Source organism: uncultured Gimesia sp. (assembly GCF_963972345.1).
Classification (GTDB): Bacteria; Planctomycetota; Planctomycetia; order Planctomycetales; family Planctomycetaceae; genus Gimesia.
This window is the reverse complement of record NZ_CAXAVM010000013.1, coordinates 1-17067: the sequence shown is the minus strand read 5'-3', so window position 1 is coordinate 17067 and position 17067 is coordinate 1. Positions and strand designations below refer to the sequence as shown.

General features: G+C 52.2%; 15 protein-coding genes. 4 read left to right on the top strand and 11 right to left on the bottom strand.

Translation table 11 applies throughout. The features are described from left to right. Positions 1–188: 188 nt before the first annotated feature. Positions 189–1550: a hypothetical protein gene (locus AACZ40_RS03820; protein WP_291174610.1), complete on the bottom strand. Its 1362-nt coding sequence runs from the start codon at positions 1548–1550 to the stop codon at positions 189–191. A gap of 483 nt (positions 1551–2033) precedes the next feature. Here AACZ40_RS03820 and AACZ40_RS03815 point away from each other — a divergent pair, with 483 nt between their 5' ends. From AACZ40_RS03815 to AACZ40_RS03805, 3 genes are all read left to right on the top strand, one after another. Beyond that, the gene (locus tag AACZ40_RS03815) at positions 2034–3284 is read left to right on the top strand and encodes a mandelate racemase/muconate lactonizing enzyme family protein (RefSeq protein WP_291174608.1); all 1251 of its coding nucleotides are present in this window, start codon (positions 2034–2036) and stop codon (positions 3282–3284) included. Between the two features lie 392 nt (positions 3285–3676). Next, on the top strand, positions 3677–4639 hold the full coding sequence (locus tag AACZ40_RS03810; protein WP_291174606.1) for a DUF1559 domain-containing protein: 963 nt from the start codon (positions 3677–3679) through the stop codon (positions 4637–4639). 56 nt (positions 4640–4695) lie between these two features. Beyond that, positions 4696–5154 (top strand): hypothetical protein, encoded by a 459-nt coding sequence (locus AACZ40_RS03805; RefSeq protein ID WP_291174604.1) that lies wholly within the window; start codon positions 4696–4698, stop codon positions 5152–5154. A 94-nt stretch (positions 5155–5248) separates the two neighbouring features. On the opposite strand, the gene AACZ40_RS03800 is transcribed toward AACZ40_RS03805, so the two are convergent. Further along, a complete protein-coding gene (locus AACZ40_RS03800; protein ID WP_291174602.1) occupies positions 5249–5722 on the bottom strand; it encodes a HEAT repeat domain-containing protein in 474 nt (157 codons plus the stop codon). A 123-nt stretch (positions 5723–5845) separates the two neighbouring features. Further along, positions 5846–6781, bottom strand: a complete 936-nt coding sequence (locus AACZ40_RS03795; RefSeq protein WP_291174601.1) for an SMP-30/gluconolactonase/LRE family protein — start codon at positions 6779–6781, stop codon at positions 5846–5848. Between the two features lie 330 nt (positions 6782–7111). On the opposite strand from AACZ40_RS03795, the gene AACZ40_RS03790 reads away from it, so the two are divergent. Beyond that, a complete protein-coding gene (locus tag AACZ40_RS03790) occupies positions 7112–9733 on the top strand; it encodes a right-handed parallel beta-helix repeat-containing protein (protein ID WP_291174599.1) in 2622 nt (873 codons plus the stop codon). A 158-nt stretch (positions 9734–9891) separates the two neighbouring features. Here AACZ40_RS03790 and AACZ40_RS03785 read toward each other — a convergent pair whose 3' ends face one another. The 8 genes from AACZ40_RS03785 to AACZ40_RS03750 all read right to left on the bottom strand — a co-directional run bounded on the left by AACZ40_RS03785 (position 9892) and on the right by AACZ40_RS03750 (position 15646). Continuing rightward, entirely contained in the window at positions 9892–10854 is a 963-nt protein-coding gene (locus AACZ40_RS03785; protein WP_291174597.1) for a cation diffusion facilitator family transporter, read from the bottom strand. Then, positions 10851–11270: a transporter substrate-binding domain-containing protein gene (locus AACZ40_RS03780; RefSeq protein ID WP_291174595.1), complete on the bottom strand. Its 420-nt coding sequence runs from the start codon at positions 11268–11270 to the stop codon at positions 10851–10853. The genes AACZ40_RS03785 and AACZ40_RS03780 overlap by 4 nt, the downstream gene beginning before the upstream one ends. A 373-nt stretch (positions 11271–11643) precedes the next feature. Continuing rightward, positions 11644–12201, bottom strand: coding sequence for a YeeE/YedE thiosulfate transporter family protein (locus AACZ40_RS03775; protein WP_291174593.1), 558 nt, complete (start codon positions 12199–12201; stop codon positions 11644–11646). Then, positions 12194–12727: a YeeE/YedE thiosulfate transporter family protein gene (locus AACZ40_RS03770; RefSeq protein ID WP_291174591.1), complete on the bottom strand. Its 534-nt coding sequence runs from the start codon at positions 12725–12727 to the stop codon at positions 12194–12196. The genes AACZ40_RS03775 and AACZ40_RS03770 overlap by 8 nt, the downstream gene beginning before the upstream one ends. A 46-nt stretch (positions 12728–12773) precedes the next feature. Continuing rightward, positions 12774–13283: a DUF2243 domain-containing protein gene (locus AACZ40_RS03765; RefSeq protein ID WP_291174589.1), complete on the bottom strand. Its 510-nt coding sequence runs from the start codon at positions 13281–13283 to the stop codon at positions 12774–12776. After that, positions 13276–13572 carry a hypothetical protein gene (locus tag AACZ40_RS03760; RefSeq protein WP_291174588.1) on the bottom strand — a complete coding sequence of 99 codons (297 nt, stop codon included), beginning with the start codon at positions 13570–13572 and terminating at the stop codon, positions 13276–13278. The genes AACZ40_RS03765 and AACZ40_RS03760 overlap by 8 nt, the downstream gene beginning before the upstream one ends. 40 nt (positions 13573–13612) lie before the next feature. Then, positions 13613–15019: an MBL fold metallo-hydrolase gene (locus AACZ40_RS03755; protein WP_291174586.1), complete on the bottom strand. Its 1407-nt coding sequence runs from the start codon at positions 15017–15019 to the stop codon at positions 13613–13615. 33 nt (positions 15020–15052) lie between these two features. Further along, positions 15053–15646, bottom strand: a complete 594-nt coding sequence (locus AACZ40_RS03750; RefSeq protein WP_291174584.1) for a protein tyrosine phosphatase family protein — start codon at positions 15644–15646, stop codon at positions 15053–15055. Positions 15647–17067: the final 1421 nt, after the last annotated feature.

The window sequence follows — 17067 nt, the reverse complement described above, 5'->3', positions numbered from 1 at the left end:
ATAACAGAGATAAAGACCTGAATCAATCATCCAACATGCGACCTCAGGTATCATAATCATGATAATGAGGAAATGAAGAGTCATGCGGTACTTTTTGAGAATGACAACATTGATCAAAAGCAACCCACGCGGACAAATTGTCGGGCTGAGATCGCAGGAGACGATTGTTAGTCCGGGACAGACAAGCCTTACTGATTTTCTGCCCGGGCTTTTTCGATCTGTTCTCGTTTTTTGATGTCTTTGGGATGCTTGGAGAACGATTCGAAGACATCGCCGATAACACGGTCTGCCAGCAGACTCAATTCGGTGAGAATGATGGGTTCTGCTTCCGGCAGCAGTTTGGAGGTGTTGGGCTCGTATCCGCCGACACTGTAGGAATCCGTCGTGGCAATGTAACCGACGTGTCCGTTAGCGTAACCCACGATGATGGGAATGGCGCGATCGGCGATATCGTTTTCCAGTTTCAGCCCGTATTCCACCATGGGCTCGCCAGGCATCGTCAGCAGCAGGTAGGGACCGATCTTCATGGCCTGCAGTTCAGCTTCAATCCGACCTGCTTTACCGGGCAGCGAGATGACTGAGTTCGCGACGCGGATCGGATAGTATTCGGCCCGGGTGGCAAGTTGTTCCCGCGTCATGCTGTGGGCGAGGGTCCGCACAACGGCGCTGCCCAGATCCCGTCCGGCCCACTGGATGTCGGCTTCATCAGCACAGCGGTAAGGATAACCCGGCAGATTCGGACGAATGTCCCCCGCACAACCCTGCAGGAACAGTGAACTGGTCTGATTTCCATAACACATTTCCACAAACGTCTGGGCTTCGCCTGGAAAGTCCGCGCTCATCTTCGGAAAACCGTCAGGGTAGGGCAGCGAGCCTTTGTCGCCCCAGGTGAAAAAACAGGGGTGACAGACCGCGTGCATCAGGACGGCTACGGGCGTCAGTGATTTCCCGTCGTCGAAACGCAGCACTTTCACGCGGGGATCATTGGGTCCGTCTTCATTCAGCCGCACCACGGCTCGTCCATTGATGACTTTCCGTCGATTGACGCTGAACCCGATTTTGTCTTCTCCATAGCCGACGGTGACGGGCGTCATTTTCGAGGCGGCCTGTTTCGCTGCTGCGCCGAGTTTATTGATCAGTTCTTTCCCCCAACGGGAATCAGCATCAAAGCCCGGTCCGGAGTGATTATGCGAGGCTGCTACCATAATGTTGGCGGCCGGGATACCTGTTTCTTTTTCGATCTGTGCTCGAGCCGGTGTGACGATTTCCGAATACGCGCCAATCAGGTCCAGTGTCACAATGGCAACTTTGGTCTGACCATCATCCAGAACGAGCACACCCGCTCGCAGGGGATCTCGTACGCCGGTGACCTTGCGACGGTGGCCGACGACTTCCAACTGCTTGACTTCAGCCGGCGTAATATCAACTTTGGCAACCCCCGCCCGCAGGTTCGATTTCACGGCAGACTGGCCTTCTGCAACATTAGTGACAGAAGACAGGCAGGGAGTCAGCAGCAGGACAAGACAAAGATTTCGGAATATCTGGTGCATGGTACAGGTTTCATTTCATGATGAATGTTCTGGCAAGCCAACCGACAATGAACGCAGGGGGGCGGTTACTGTATTTGATTTTAATGTCTGGGGAAAACAGGCTGGTGATGGTGCAGGGCGCAACATCAGTATTTTCTCAATTCAGTTTAGACACCGCGATCACAAGTAGCAAGCAATTTCGCTGTGTTACGGGTCGGCAGTGGACCTCCCAATATCTTCCAGGGCTGAATTACAGGTAGCGCTGGATTACAGGGGAGCGCTTTTGTTAGAATGCCTGCTTCCACTCTTGTCTCTGATCGCTTCCAGATGCATACCTGCTGGTGCCAGTCGATGTCGCTAGACTGTGTCCAGTTTTAATGTAGCGTCTCCAGGTCCATTTGGATCGAGTATATTAGATTGACAGACGCTATCGTTAAATGTGATGCGCTCTAGATATTACTGTGGACCAGGAAATCTGAGAGTCAGCCAATAAGGAGTTGTGTGATGTCCGTTTTGCATACGAATCGGCGGGAATTGCTGCAGAAGGGGGCGCTGCTGGCGGCCGGTTGTCTGGCCGGGGGGTCTGCTGTCGTGCAGGCAGCTGATCCGGAACAACCGGTCGAATCACCGAAACTGAAGATTACCGGCGTCAAAACCTATCTCCTGCAACATAAACTGAAACGTCCGTTTGGGGTTTCGGTCTCGGTTCCCCTCGATCAATTCAGGAAGACACTGTTAGTCAAAATTGAGACTGACGCCGGGCTGACCGGCTGGGGGGAGACATCACCGGTCAACGGTGCCCGTGGGACGATCGATCATCACATTGGACCGCGGCTGATTGGTCAAAGTCCGCTGGACCAGCGGCGGTTGTGGCGAATGATGTGGGGGCCGAATTTCGGCAATGCGCTGGCAGTGGCCGCTCTGGATATGGCAATCAACGATGTGCGCGGACAGGCATTGAACCTGTCGGTCGCAGAATTATTTGGCGGAAGGCTTCGCGACCGCGTTCCCGCGTATGCTTCGGCGATGAACTACCTGGAAGATGAACAACCGGAAACGCAGTATCCTCGCGAGGCGGAACAACTGGTAAAGCAGGGTTTTAAAGCATTGAAAATGCGACTCGGGCGATATCCGGTCTTACGCGAAGCGGCGGTGGCTACTGCGGTTCGTCAAGCGGTGGGCCCCGATATCAAGTTAATGGCGGACGGGAATGCCGCCTATACTCTGTCATCGGCGCTGCAGATGGGGGAGAAATTACACGATTTGAATTTCGAGTATTTCGAAGAACCGCTGCCCCAATCTCCCCACTATGCCGGTTACGAAGAACTGAGACGCAAGCTCCCACTGCCGCTGGCGGCCGGTGAAGCCGTCGATTCGCGAGGCAGCGCCAAAGCACTGATCGACCGGCAATGCATGCACATCATCCAGCCGGACGTCAGTCTGTGTGGCGGGATCGGAGAAACCCTGTTTATCTCTGAACTGGCGGCGCTGTCGGGAATCCGGAGTATCCCGCATTGCTGGGGCGGTGCGATACTCATCGCGGCCACCGTGCAGACACTGTCGCTGATGCCCGATCCCCACTGGGGCTTTCCCACCGATACCCCGCTGCTGGAACTGGATCAGTCCGAAAATCCCTGGCGAACTGAAATCATCAAAGAACCATTCCTGTTAAAGGACGGATTTGTGAATGTCCCCACCCGACCCGGGCTTGGCATCGAAGTGAATGAAGAAATCGTCAAGCAGTATGCGATTTAATACGGAGTGAGACACCAGGTATAGTGAAGAGAATCCGTTTTCAGGAAAGAAACGAATTACTCACTGTCGATTTTAAAAGAGTCGATCAAGCTGACAGCCACTGATATGAGCCAGTAACGCATCTCCATATAAGCAGTCAGTGATGTGAAGTTCAGAGCAGGTCACGATTCGTGTCAGGTCCGGCTATTGATGTTTCCTGCGTCTTATTCGATTACAAGTAATAAACAGGAAAAATTCGCGCATCTCCGATAAAGCCAACTTTTGCCTGTAACTGCATTGAGCAGTCACCTGCCTGCCGCTTATAATTTTGACTGTACTGAGATTCATTTCATTTCTAATAAGATCTTGCTGTACTCGTTTTTTCAATTCTATCGAATAGTTCCCAGGGAGATATGATGCCGCCTCGCACGTCCAGATTAAATATACGCTCCGGTTTTACACTCATTGAACTCCTGGTCGTAATTGCAATCATTGCGATTCTGATTGCGTTGTTACTGCCGGCTGTGCAGCAGGCTCGCGAAGCAGCACGCCGCAGTACGTGTAAGAATAACATGAAACAACTGGGGCTGGCGCTTCACAATTACCATGACACGCACAAAACATTTCCTTCTGGATCCATCTCCTTAAGTGCTACATTCAATCCGAATACCACTGACTGGTGCTCTACTCCGTCAGCAAGCCCGCTGGCTCCCTGGACGGTCATGATCCTACCCTATCTCGACGAAGGACCTCGTTACAACCAGTTTAACTTTGAAGGCAGATTTACGATTTCGTCTAATGTGCCCGGGGTCACCGCAAATGATGATGAATTCAAGAAAAGCTTGAATAAATACCAGTGCCCCTCCGATCCTAACTCCGGATCAGGTGTGAATAATTTAAACTACTTTGGCGTCCAGGGAGGAGGCCCGACCATTGAGATTTCCTGCTCGAATGTTTCGGGACAACGTGTCTTTTATAGAAATGGTCTGCTGTTTCACAATTCCAAAGTTCAGATTCGTGACGTCATTGATGGAACGACCAATACGTTTCTGCTGGCAGAATCAAAGTATGGTTTAAACCCTCAGAGCCGGAGTGACGGCATCCACGCCGGCTGGGCATCGGGTACCGCCCTGAATACCAGCGGAAATCCTTATACGCTGGTTGCCGCCCTGTTACAGATCAATTCCATTACGGGACACGCCGGCACCCAGGATACCATCGGCAAGTTTTCACGTCTGTTTGGCAGCTTTCATGTAGGCGGTTGTCACGTCACACTCGCCGATGGTTCGGTTCGCTTTATCAGTGAAAATATTGACCTCAATACCTATCATATCCTGGCGCAACGCGCTGATGGACAGGTCGTTGGTGAATTCTGATTATTCGATTCACTGCCGTTTTCATCCAGATATCATTGCGAACCAGGAACGATTTTATGTTATCAAACAGTGCGTTTCATGTTTTTTTGAACGGGAAGCGGGAACTTCTCGCTGCCTGCTTTATGCTGTGCTGCCTGATTTTCACAGGCTGTGGAAGTCAAACGGAGGATGGTCCCACCCGTTACAAACTGGAAGGAACCGTCACCTATGATGGCAAGCCGGTCCCGAAAGGCGAAGTCTCGTTTCGGCCTGATTCCCAGGCGGGCAATAAAGGTCCAGGCGGGTATGCTGCAATAGAACAGGGAAAATTCCAGGTCGATGCCAGCAAGGGTGTCGTGGGAGGCCCCTACATTTTTACGTTGACAGGCTTTGATGGCATACCCATTCCTGCCTCGGACGTCGGCGAGCCCAGTCAGGATGGAAAGCCCCTGTTTACCGAGGTGGAAATCAAGAAAGATCTACCCCAGGGCGAATCCACTCTCGATTTTGAAATCCCGGCAAACAAGAAAAAATAAGCAGCCGAAACCTCGCCCGGAAGCATTCGTACTGTCGACTCTGAAAAGGCATCAATGCCTGATGCAGTGGTTAGCAATAGGCCATACCAGTATGCTATTGTATCGGCATGTCGTAGCAATAGAGTGGGATTGGCTCTCCTCTGCGAAAGATCGCGAGAGTTTCCTGGATTTGCCAGTCTTTTTCATCGTGAAACCGCTCATCAAGTTCTGGAAAACGTTCTGGCTCGTGTACCAGCAGATACTCAATGGCGTACAGTCGAAGCTCTGGCTCCAAATCTTCCAGTAGCTGTTCAATCAAAGGTTTGATCTGTCTTTTTAAGCCCAGCAGAGTCACGCACCGCATGCGGGCTTCCGGTACATCCCCCGATTCTGCAAATCGCAGCAGGGCATCTACAGCTTGTGTCAGATGCCCATAATCTTCGTCAAGGCAATTTGCAGCCGTGATCCTGCGATATTCGTCATCCAGACCAGAGGGCCAGGGGGGATTATTACTAGATTCCCCCGGAAGTTTCTCTCCCGTAAAGAGCGTAGAGATCAGGGATTCAAGAGACCATGATGGAATAGGCATAGTTTCGATCAAACCTTACTATAAGAGATGAAGCTTGAAAAAAACTTAAGGATTATAAAGATGTCAGGTCCATTAATAAATTAGACCTGACATCTTTGGTTTTGAATCGCCGATCACCGGCGCTTAATCTTCCAGCTTGAGAAACGCCACGGCGTTATTGTTGTTCATGGGAATGATCAACTGCTTTTGTTTTGAATCGTATCCCATCGACGCGGCACTGGGGATCCCCGAGGCGATGACCTGGGCGGGTTTACCGGGGCTGATTTTGGAAACGCTTCCGAAACGGACACTGCTGACGTACTTTGTTCCATCGGGGAGGATCACCAGTCCGTCGTTGCCCCCTTCCGCGGCGTGTTCGGTGCGGATCAGTTTTCCACTGGCAGGATCGAATGTCATCACATCGTTATTACCGACGTTGACGACCACGACGTTCCCGTCCTGATCGATGGCGACGCCGTTCGGGATGTTGAGAGGATCACCGTCCACAAAGAGCGAAACTTTACCGTCAGCGGTGATTTGATAGACGCGGAACTCGGGACGCGAATTGGAAACAAAGATCGTGCCTTCCTTGTTGACGGCGATGCCGTTCAGAAACGAGGCGCCCTCTACCGGGTAGGCTTTTCCCGGCTTGCCCGTCGCGAGATCGAACGTGCGGACCACGTCGATGTCGGCGGTATACAGGGTGCCGTTGTGGATTGCGCTGCCCAGTGGATGGTTGAGCGTTAAACCATCACGCGTTGCACCAATCCATTTCGTGGTGTGAACCGATCCGTCCGGGTTCAACAGCGAGACGTAGCCGTCATTTTCCTCCTGGGTTTGCGGAACCCCGGCATTCATGACGACAATCAGGTCGCGGGTCGCGTCATAAACACAGCTCTCAGCAAAACGAAAACTGCCATAGACCTTGACGTTGTCCGAGAGCGGAACAAACTTTCCGGCTTCGTTGACGGCTCCCAGGGGCTGGCCCGCCTGAAATGCTTTCGTCGAAGGTTTCTGTGCCAGTGCAATATTGCTCATCAAAGCCAGCGCGGCGAGGGTCAATACAAAGAACGCTTTCATCAGTCGTCACTCCTGTTGTTAATGGTAGGGGATAACAAAGATCCAGTTGAACACCAAGGTACCCGATTTCCATTTTCCAGGGAAGGATCAGGGCTCAGACACACTCCAGGATCGGACGGCGGCTTTTCAACGGATTGACTCCCAGGTGGGAATGGCGTTCAATGTGATCGGATGCATCTGTCAATAAAAAGTTGTGAGGTATCTCCTGTTTTGGGTCGTTGATTTCTTGAATAACAGGTTGAAAATGCCTTATGACTGGAGAAGGTATAAATTGAAACAGAAATCTTAACTACGGATGCAGATTATGAAACTGCATCAGATGGATATACTATGAAACGCACTCACTCATTCCTGTTTGCAGTCCTGATTGTGGGTTTTGCTCTGACTGGCTCGCAAGCCAATGCCGAACTCGTTCTGGAAGTTTCACCCGAGGGGCCGCTCCAATCACTGGCTGCTGCCCGCGATGAAATTCGGCAACGTCAGCCGAAAGAACCCGTGCGGGTGGTCTTCAAAGCGGGAAATTATTTCATTACCGAACCTCTCGTGTTTACTCCTGAAGATTCCGGCACCGCGGCTGCGCCCGTCACATATGAAGCGGCGCGCAGAAGTCGTCCTGTTATTTCCGGCGGGAAACGCATCACTGGTTTCAAACGGGAAGGGGATGGCACGTGGACCGCGAACGTCGATCCGGACTGGCAGTTCGAACAACTCTGGGTCAATGGAAAACGGGCGGTACGGGCCCGGGAGCCGGATGAATTCTTCTTCTACCTCCGCAACGGTCGGGAGACGATGGGGACAACCGATGGACCCAAGCCAAGGAAGATCGCCCGCCAGACACTGTACGCCGATCCCGCGGATCTGGCTTCTTTGGAGAAGGTCCCGGAAGCCGAACGGGAGGGAGTTCAGGCCCTCTTCTTTCACAAGTGGGACAATACACGGAAATTCCTGGACGGGTTTGACGTCAAGACGGGCAAACTCTTCACCTCTGGCAGGCAGATGAAACACTGGAATCCACTGACCCGGAATACGGCTTATATCCTGGAAAATTACCGGGCCGCCCTCGATTCGCCGGGGGAATGGTATCTGGCGCCGGAAGGCAAACTGCATTACGTTCCCCGACCGGGTGAGACTCTGGAAAAAGCAGAAGTATTTGCGCCTGTCGCCGAGCAGTTACTGCTTCTCAAGGGAGACCCGGCGGAAGGAAAATTCGTGGAACATCTCACGTTTCGCGGACTCAGTTTTCAACACACGGACTGGCGCACGCCGCCGCAAGGTTTCGAACCGTCTCAGGCAGCCTCGCCCATCGAGGCGGCAGTCATGGTCGACGGCGGACGTTCCATTCAGTTTACGGATTGTGAAATCGGTCATGTCGCGACCTACGGGCTCTGGTTTCGCAAGGGATGCCGGGACAGCGTCGTCACACACTGCGATCTGCACGATCTCGGAGCAGGGGGCGTGCGGATTGGTGAAACCCGCATCGCATCCAAAGAAGTGGAGCGAACGGAAAAGATTAAAGTCGACAACAACCTGATTCGGCACGGCGGCCGTCTGTTTCCCTGTGCGGTCGGCGTGTGGATTGGTCAGTCAGGCGACAACGCAGTGACTCACAATGAGATTGCTGACTTTTATTATACAGGCATCTCGGTGGGCTGGCGCTGGGGTTACAGTGACAGCCTCGCTGTTCGGAACAAGATCGAATTTAATCACATCCATCATCTGGGCTGGGGCTGGCTGAGTGATATGGGGGGCGTCTACACCCTCGGTCCTTCGCCGGGCACGACTGTCAGCAACAACGTAATTCACGATGTTCTCTCCTGGAGTTACGGCGGCTGGGGGCTCTACAATGACGAAGGCAGCACGGATATTCTGATGGAAAACAACCTTGTCTACCGCACTCGATCAGGCGGATATCATCAGCACTACGGGCGGAATAATCTGATCCGGAATAATATCTTCGCCTTCTCGCGCGAGTACCAGGTCAAACGCAGCCGGGTGGAAGACCATCTGTCTTTCACGTTCGAACGCAACATCGTCGCTTTCGATTCCGGCGACCTGTTTCACGGAAACTGGAAAGACAGGAATGTGAAGCTGAATCACAATCTGTATTGGCGCACCGACGGTAAGCCGATCGATTTCCAGGGAATGACGTTCGCCGAGTGGCAGGCTGCGGGAAAAGACCAGGGATCGCTCATCGCCGATCCCCGTTTCATCGATCCCGCGAATGATAATTTTCATCTGGCGCAAGATTCCCCCGCTTTCAAAATCGGTTTCAAACCGTTCGACTACGAGAAAGCAGGGCTCTACGGAGATCCGGAGTGGACCGCGCAGGCGCGTGCGCTGGATTTACCGGAGATGAAAGACCCGCCGCCAACACCGTTGCTCTCGTTCGTTGAAGACTTCGAAGCAGGCGCGCTGCCGCCGAGCACTTCGGTCAGTAAAGATGACAAGCTGGGTGGTGTCGAAGTCAGACAAGTCAAGGGGGCTCCGTCCGGTTCGCAGGCGTTGCTGCTGCTCGACACGCCGGGACAGAAGCGACGCTATCACCCGATGTTCGTCGTTTCGCCGCATCATAGTGAGGGCGTCAGTCGCTGTGCGTTTGCGATCAAACTGAGTTCCGCTGCCGTCTTTCAGCATGAGTGGCGCGATCAGTCCAACCCGTATCGGATCGGTCCCTCACTCTGGATTGAAAAAGGCAAACTCCGTGCAGCGAACCGGAAAGAACTGATCGATTTTCCCATCGATCAGTGGGTAAAGCTGGAGATCACGGCTCCCCTCGGCGCGCAGGCAGGTAAATGGAATCTGGCAGTGACACTGCCAGGACAGCAGCCACGGCATTTCAAAGATCTGCCCTGCGTACACTCCGAATGGAACACGCTCGACTGGCTGGGTTTCATCAGCCAGGGTGACACGAATGCCGAGATCTGGATTGACGATCTTGAATTGACGCAGTGAAGTGGGGCAGCGAATGGCGTTGATCTGTTTGTGTAATCTGGTTCTGCAGTCAGCGCAGGTGTCATAAATGGATAGGATTTCATTTCTGCTGCGTGTGTTCTGGTTCAATAAAAGGGGTCAGGATTCATATAAAAGAGACCTGACCCCTTATTATAAACTCAGTCTTTCTTATTCTCAACGTCCAGGGAAGGTACCGGGACCAGCACGAAATCGTGAACCCGCCAGTTCAGATTTGTGCATCCCCGTGTCGCCTGATAAAGTTGTTCCGGCGTCACGCTGGCTTCCCGGGGGACGATGAATGCTTCACCAAAATAGACGTGCCCCTCCTCGCGCATGCGTACCTGCACATCCTCTACCCACGGCAGGCTCCGCAGATAGGCGGCGACACGGTCGGGGAGTGGATCGAGTTTGGACCGCTCTACTGTGCGAGGCGCTTCCTGCATGAGATCGCACACGACTTCCCGCAGATGCCTGATTCCGTCGTGCAGAATGTCCAGGGAGATGAGGGCCGATGCAACCGCGTCGGCCCACCAGTACCCCAGTCCGATACCCACTACGCCGATCAGGGCCGCTAAGGCCGTCAGCCAGTCCGCCTTATTCATGTTCGCATCGGCAAACAGAACCTTGTCGTGCATTTTACGAGCCAAAGGCAGCTTGGCCCGCCCCAGAAACATCGCCGGCACCGCGCTGTAAACAAGTGCCGGGATCATCAGCCAGCCGAGCCAGAAGGTATGACCGAAGAGGTGTATCCCGCCGATTGTGGGATGTTCTGCTTTGAAAAGATGAATGAGTGCATTGGTTAACAGCCAGCCTCCCATAACAGACAGTGCGAGGGCTGCACACAGGAAAGCGATCGATACGATGCGATGATATCCGTAGGGAAATCTCTCATTGGGCTCCCAAATTGCGATGCGTGTGGCGGTCAGGAAAACAATGGGAGCAATCAGGCTTAACAGGTCGTCGATCCAGGCAGTCTTCATCGCCTGTGAAGATCCCAGTACGAGATACATGACGACTGAGACCGAGATTAAATAAATAATCGTGATCCATTCGAGACGACGTGCCCGATGCAGTGCTTCGTCCTGCTCGGGGGGAAACTCGAATGCCGGGCTGGCTTTCACGGCTGTTCCCCCTCATAGTAGCGTTCCGCCTCCCGCCGCTGGCTTTGTAAAAAGCGATCGAACTCCAGCAGCCAGCGGTTTTCTCCCTGGGGTACGGCGATCACGTGCTCGTCGTTTCCGATGGTAAGATACGGTCGCGAGAGCGCGGCCTGTTTCGACCACGGCGTGGAACTGGTAAGTCCGCCGATGACGACATCGAGCTGCCGGTGCTTCAGTGCGCGGAACAAGTCGCTTTCCGAATCCACAGTCCACTCGATCCTGGCATTGAGCTGTTCCGCGAATTTGTTCAGCAACTGCGGTTCTAACCCCACGGCTTCCCCGCTCGTGAAGTCAGTCCAGGGTGGATTCAGGGAAATCCCGGCACGGATGGTACCATTCTGCACCCGCTCCAGTGTGCCTTCAGGATCATACGGCATTTCACATCCGAGGCAGACACAAGCCAGAAGGCAGACGCTGATCGCTGATCTCACGACAGCCTCCCAGGCCCGAATTGAACTCAAGTTGTTGTGCATGTTATCTGTCCGCTATAGGCACAGACATCCGTGGTTTTTCGCGTGACGAGACGGTTTGACTGCTGGAGCCGTTTCCCTGCTTCCGAAAGTTTCCAGAAATATTCGCTACCAGTGGCATTCATTGCCGGAAAAAATATTTTCATACGGAGTCTGCTTATCTCAAAAGCTGTTATGATTTCTGAATCGAAAAAGAGCTGCTTATCGAATTGATTTGTTTCCGTCGGACCTCCGTGAATGGTAACGCTACTTTCAGATACATGCCTTACCACTCACGAGGCTACCTGTTCGTCCTCATTTCATGTCGGTTATGCCTGGTTAAAATAACAAACACTGCCGCCAGAACAATCAAAGTGATAACCCACAGCCAGGGGGTGGTACCGGTAATTTGAGGCAGAGTCACTTTCCCTTCACTGCCGAATTGCTTTATGAATGCATTAAGTGGTGGATAAGCGACTACATAAATACCCGCTCCCATCAACATTCCGATTACGCCTGCAAAAGCGTCTTTACGTCCTTCACCACAGGCAGCGACTCCTGTGCCCGGACAATAGCCAAAAATCGCCATTCCAAAACCAAAGAACAGGCCGCCGAAAATAATTCCCCCCCATGCCAGCGGCTTGAGATGCAGGGAGACCGTCTGTGTTGGTAACAGGGCATAAATCCCGGCGGCTCCCACAACCACTGCCATCCCCATTATCTTCACCACGGTCCAGTCTTTGAGCAGGAATTGCCCCAAGATCACCTGATATTTCGCTACGCGTCCCTTTTGCAGCAACACACCAAACAGAATCCCGGTAAATAATCCTAAAGCCAGTTTCCAAATGGGATCAAACATTTTTCCTGCCCTCCCGGCCGAAAAGTAAAAATGCAGTCCCGATGCTGGTGCTGAAGAATATCGCGGTAAATAACCAACTGGAAGCTGCAAGTTGCAGAGTTCCACTGATGCCATGCCCGCTGGTACATCCCTGAGCTATTCGCGCGCCAAACAACATCAACATTCCACCGATGAAAGCAGCTATATATCGTTTTGTCTCAGATGTTCCAAAACGTTGCTCCCACAGGGGGGGCACTGCGGGCGCATTCCGATCTCCGGAGATTTTGGAACTGATAAATGAACCAACGAAGACCCCCACTACCAGCATCCATTCCCATCCGATCTTTGGCGACTCTTGATCGAAGTAGCTGTTCCGTTCGGCGAAAGCAGGAGCGACCGATTTATCTAACAAGGCAGCTGTATGCTCAAATGCGGTTGTAATTCCTAAAGGATGATCGGCAGTCAGGAAGGCAAACCAGCTGAGAACACCAATTCCGGCACCGACGAGATAAGGGGGCCATGATTTCTTCTGTAGCAGGTTTTTCATAATGAAAACTCCTTCGCTTGTTAACGGCAAACAAAGGGGTCAGGAGTCATGATAAAGAGTCCTGACCCCTTATATGTCTATGGTCAAAATGAATCAGGCACCATCCCAACAGGATCAGTACAATACCGGCCGCCAAAAATGCAAGGTCCCAGATTAAGTGATTGCTGGTTTCAGTCACGTGGTGAATGTGCAGGATATGATGGTCGATCACTCCTTCGACCAGGTTAAACAACCCCCACCCCAGGCTGAGCGATCCCACAAATGTCCTGGTCGTCAACGGGACGTTCTGCAGACGGACCGCGTGCCATAACAGGGCGATTCCAATGGCAGTCATTACCCATGTGAAAACGTGAAACAGCCCGTCCCAGAACATGTTGATTTCGAGATGAACTGCAAGCTTTCTTGCCTCCAGGTCGCGCACGGGGAATTTCGCCGATAACATGTTATGCAGCTGGAGAAGCTGATGAAACAGAATCCCGTCCACGAAACCACCCATTCCAATTCCAAGTAATGTCCCCGCGGAAATCAACGGACGACGGTTGAGATGATCAGTCATGTTCTGCTCCTGAAGTACGCACAGGGGAAGTTCGTGAATCCGGCTGCTTTCTGGCATTTGTCTTTGTGTTATTTTTTGAGAATGGCATTCCGGAATACATCACATATACGATTGATAAAAAAATCGGAACAGGCAACAGGGTCAGCAGGGCATTGAGGGCAAAATCATCATTGAATATACCGGCGGCTACTTCTTTCCCGATTTCCGATTCACAATAGGGGCAGGCTTCAACTGGTAACACAGTCACGGTCAGCGCGATGAGTACTGTCAGGATAAAGAATATTCTCATTTCAGACCTCCTTGAATAAAGAGTTTGGTATGGCGAGACATCATGATACTGTCGGGAGTTCCGCCGCCTTCCAGGCAGACATGCCACCCATGATATTCGTCACATCCTCGAAGCCTTCCCGTTTCAAAAACGAAGAGGCGATGGACGCCCGATAACCCGATCCGCAGACAACAGCGACAGGCTTGTCTGAGGGCAACTCATCAACCCGCTCCTGCAAGCGGCCTCCGTGAATGTGGATGGCTCCCTCGATATGACCGTCATTCCATTCCTTGTCTGTACGGACATCTAAAATGGTCAGTTGCTTTTCCGTCTTACGTCTACTGGCCAGGTCATGCACGGACATCGTATTGAGAGTCGAGAGCGGAAAGCCAGACGTCTCCCAGGATCCGATGCCGCCTTCAAGGTATCCCTCGATATCATCGAAGCCCACGCGCAACAGGTGCGTTACCACTTGCTTGATCTGTGACGGGTCATCGGAAATCACCAATATCGGACGATCGTAAGGCAACACCCAGCCTGCCCACGTGGGCAGATTACTACCGAAGGGAATGTTGATCGCATTGGGAATGTGGGCGGCGGCGAATGATTCCTTCGAGCGAACATCGACGATGAGACAGTCGTCGCAGACTCTTTCGTGGACTTGCCTGGCATCCCAGCGTTTCTGATCAGAGAGCCTGTTCTCAATGATGGCCGGTCCCTGCGTGTTGACCTGCTTCATTCGCTTGAAATAGGGGGGCGAAAGCGGCATCTCGTTGAGCAGACTTTCGACCCACTGTGCTTCGGGCTGCTTTTGCAGTGCAGGATTGAACCGCCGCTCGTAGCCTACTGTGGAGGAACGGCGTGAGCCGATGGCCTTTCCGCAAAGCGAGCCTGCTCCATGAGCGGGATAGACTTCAGTAAAATCGGCGAATTCTTTGAGCCGCTCGAACACGCTCTCATAGAGCTGGTGGGCCAGTTCTTTCTGCGCTTCTTCTCCCAGGAGGTCGGGGCGTCCCACATCACCCACAAACAGAAAGTCCCCGCTGAACATGACCCAGGGGGTCTCTTTACTGCGGGTCATGTCGAACAGATTAATGGAAATGTGTTCCGGAGTATGGCCGGGCACATGTTTGAAGCCGAACTTCAAGTCCCCCATCGTGATCGTGTCGCCTTCTTTCACATGCTGATCGGCAAACGATTGCGTCCAGTCTTTGCCCCCGTAGCCTGAGCAGTGGATGGTCGGCTCGTCATTCAGCCGCGCTTTAAGTTCCCTCGAACCGCAGACGAAGTCGGCATGGACGTGCGTTTCAATAATGTGCTTAATGTGTAGATTGTTGTCTTTGGCAAAATCGATGTAATCATCGACATCTCTGGTGGGATCAATGACAGCGGCTTCGCTGCTTTTTTCATCACCCACAATATAAGATGCGATTGCCAGACCAGGTACGAAGCGTTGATGAAATTGCACAGTGTTCGACCTTTCCTGATTGAGTGTGTTCGATTACTGAGCGTGTTGATCTACATAATTTTTGACGAATTGCCGGAGTTCCTCCTGTTCGCATTCAAATCCCATCTCTTCCGCCTTGCGAAGCGTTTCCTCACCTCCCATGCCTTCTTCGACCGCCACATGCATCATAACCATTGCCCCAGCTCGCTTTCCGCTCTTGCAGTGAGCGAACACCGGTTTGGGAAGCTGCGGGTACTTCTCTCGAAACTCATCAACCAGTTCCGGTCCCATGGCTTTCATCGAGACCGGAATATGGAGATATTCCATTTCCGCACTCTTCACTTTCTCTCTTTCGTCAGTGGGAGACAGTGGTTGGTCATCTTCGTCCTCTGTGCGAAAATTGACAACTGATTTGAATCCCTGCTGGCTGAGCTGATTGATTTCTTCTTCAGAAGGCTGTGGTCCGACAGTCACCTGGTCATTGATTTTCATTTTGTCTGCCATGGGTTTCTCCCCGGGAAAAATAGGGTTATTAAAGTAAATCGTCTCGCCTTGTCTGGCAGCGCTGTACTGCTCCGTTGATCCGATGATGAAAAAACTCTGCAGTGCTGAGAAAGCGTCGTGTTGAATGTCGATTTCAGCAGTCATTTGAAGTTCCCTATGTCGCAAGACTGGTAGCGGGGCTACCTGGAACCCGTGCTTCTAATTCCAGACAAATCTGTTTTACAGCCGCAGCTGTATGTTGTAGAACACACTTGACAGTAGCGGGAAGCAAATAATATGCCGATCCTTTGTTGTTCACTTGAGAAATAAACGATGATCGAGAAGGCACCATCTATGGCCATGACATCTCAAATAAATATTCCATCCCACGGGACTGGGAGTTGTGACTGCAACACGGGAGCTAGTCTCGACTGGTTGATTGGCGACCAGTCTGTCTGGAGAAAAGACACTCGCGACAGCAGATTGCGCATACAGGAACCAGGTGGCAGGAGCAGCTGAGATGAGATGTCAATGATGGGCGAGAAATTTTACCACGCGTTAAAAAAAACATACTGGCTCGACCTTCTTTCATAGCTTCCCCTATTTTTTCTTATGGCTGTTTTCGAGCCTTTCGTGTTCGAAATTTCTGATTGAAATGTCTCATCTGTTCCCATTGGGCATGATGCCGGGTCGAACCTCGCCAGGCGGGCTGACACATGGGACAGCCCCTGAGGCGAACCGGTTGGCTTTGCTGTTCTGGATTGTGCGATTGCTCTGACAGTTTCCTGTTGTCTGCGACAACCTCGAATTGCATTCGAGGCTACCCGTTCTTTCTCGAAAAATTAGCCGCGGTTTTTAATCCTATGATGAATATCGATCACACTATTTTAATCATTCAATGGTTCGGGATTTTCATCTGCAGGGAGTGAGGGACTTCTTTTATAATGCTTTGTGAAGCGTGTGCGGGGACGTTAATACCAGCACTGTCGGGCAAGCCGACAGTGGCACGCGCCCGTCTGAGTTTGTAGGAAGCATTGCAATTAATAGAGAGGTTTCGGGGTGCCATGGCCGGCTTGTCCGGCCGTGTTCGGGGAAGTATGTGGGGCATTGGGGAGGTCAACTTGATTGTTCTTTGAACCATAAAAATCACACAAGAATCGAACAGGTGAGAAGTCAAATTCGGGGTTGTCGCAGACAACAGGAAACTGTCAGGGCATACGTTTGAAGCATGAGAATCATTTCGATACCAGTAGCAACAGGGGACGAACCGATGTGGCCGTTCGATTGGAGTTGCAATCCTGGAGCTGTATTGATCGCTTATTCTGACAGTTTCCTGCTCGCTGTGTTCGGCCCGAATTGCATTCGGGCGACTCTGTTTTGTTGGACGGTGGGCTGGTTTTTCGGGCACTGTCGGGCACGCCGACAGATGGCACCCGGACGGGGGAGAGGACATTGAAATATTGTTGTTTTTGTGGAGTTCATTCTTGTGTTCGATCTGTGGTCTGTGGTCGGTGTTTCGTTGCATGTTCGATTATTTTGTGGAAAGACATGGGGGCGTCAAGGGGGATGAACAAGATCATGTGGCG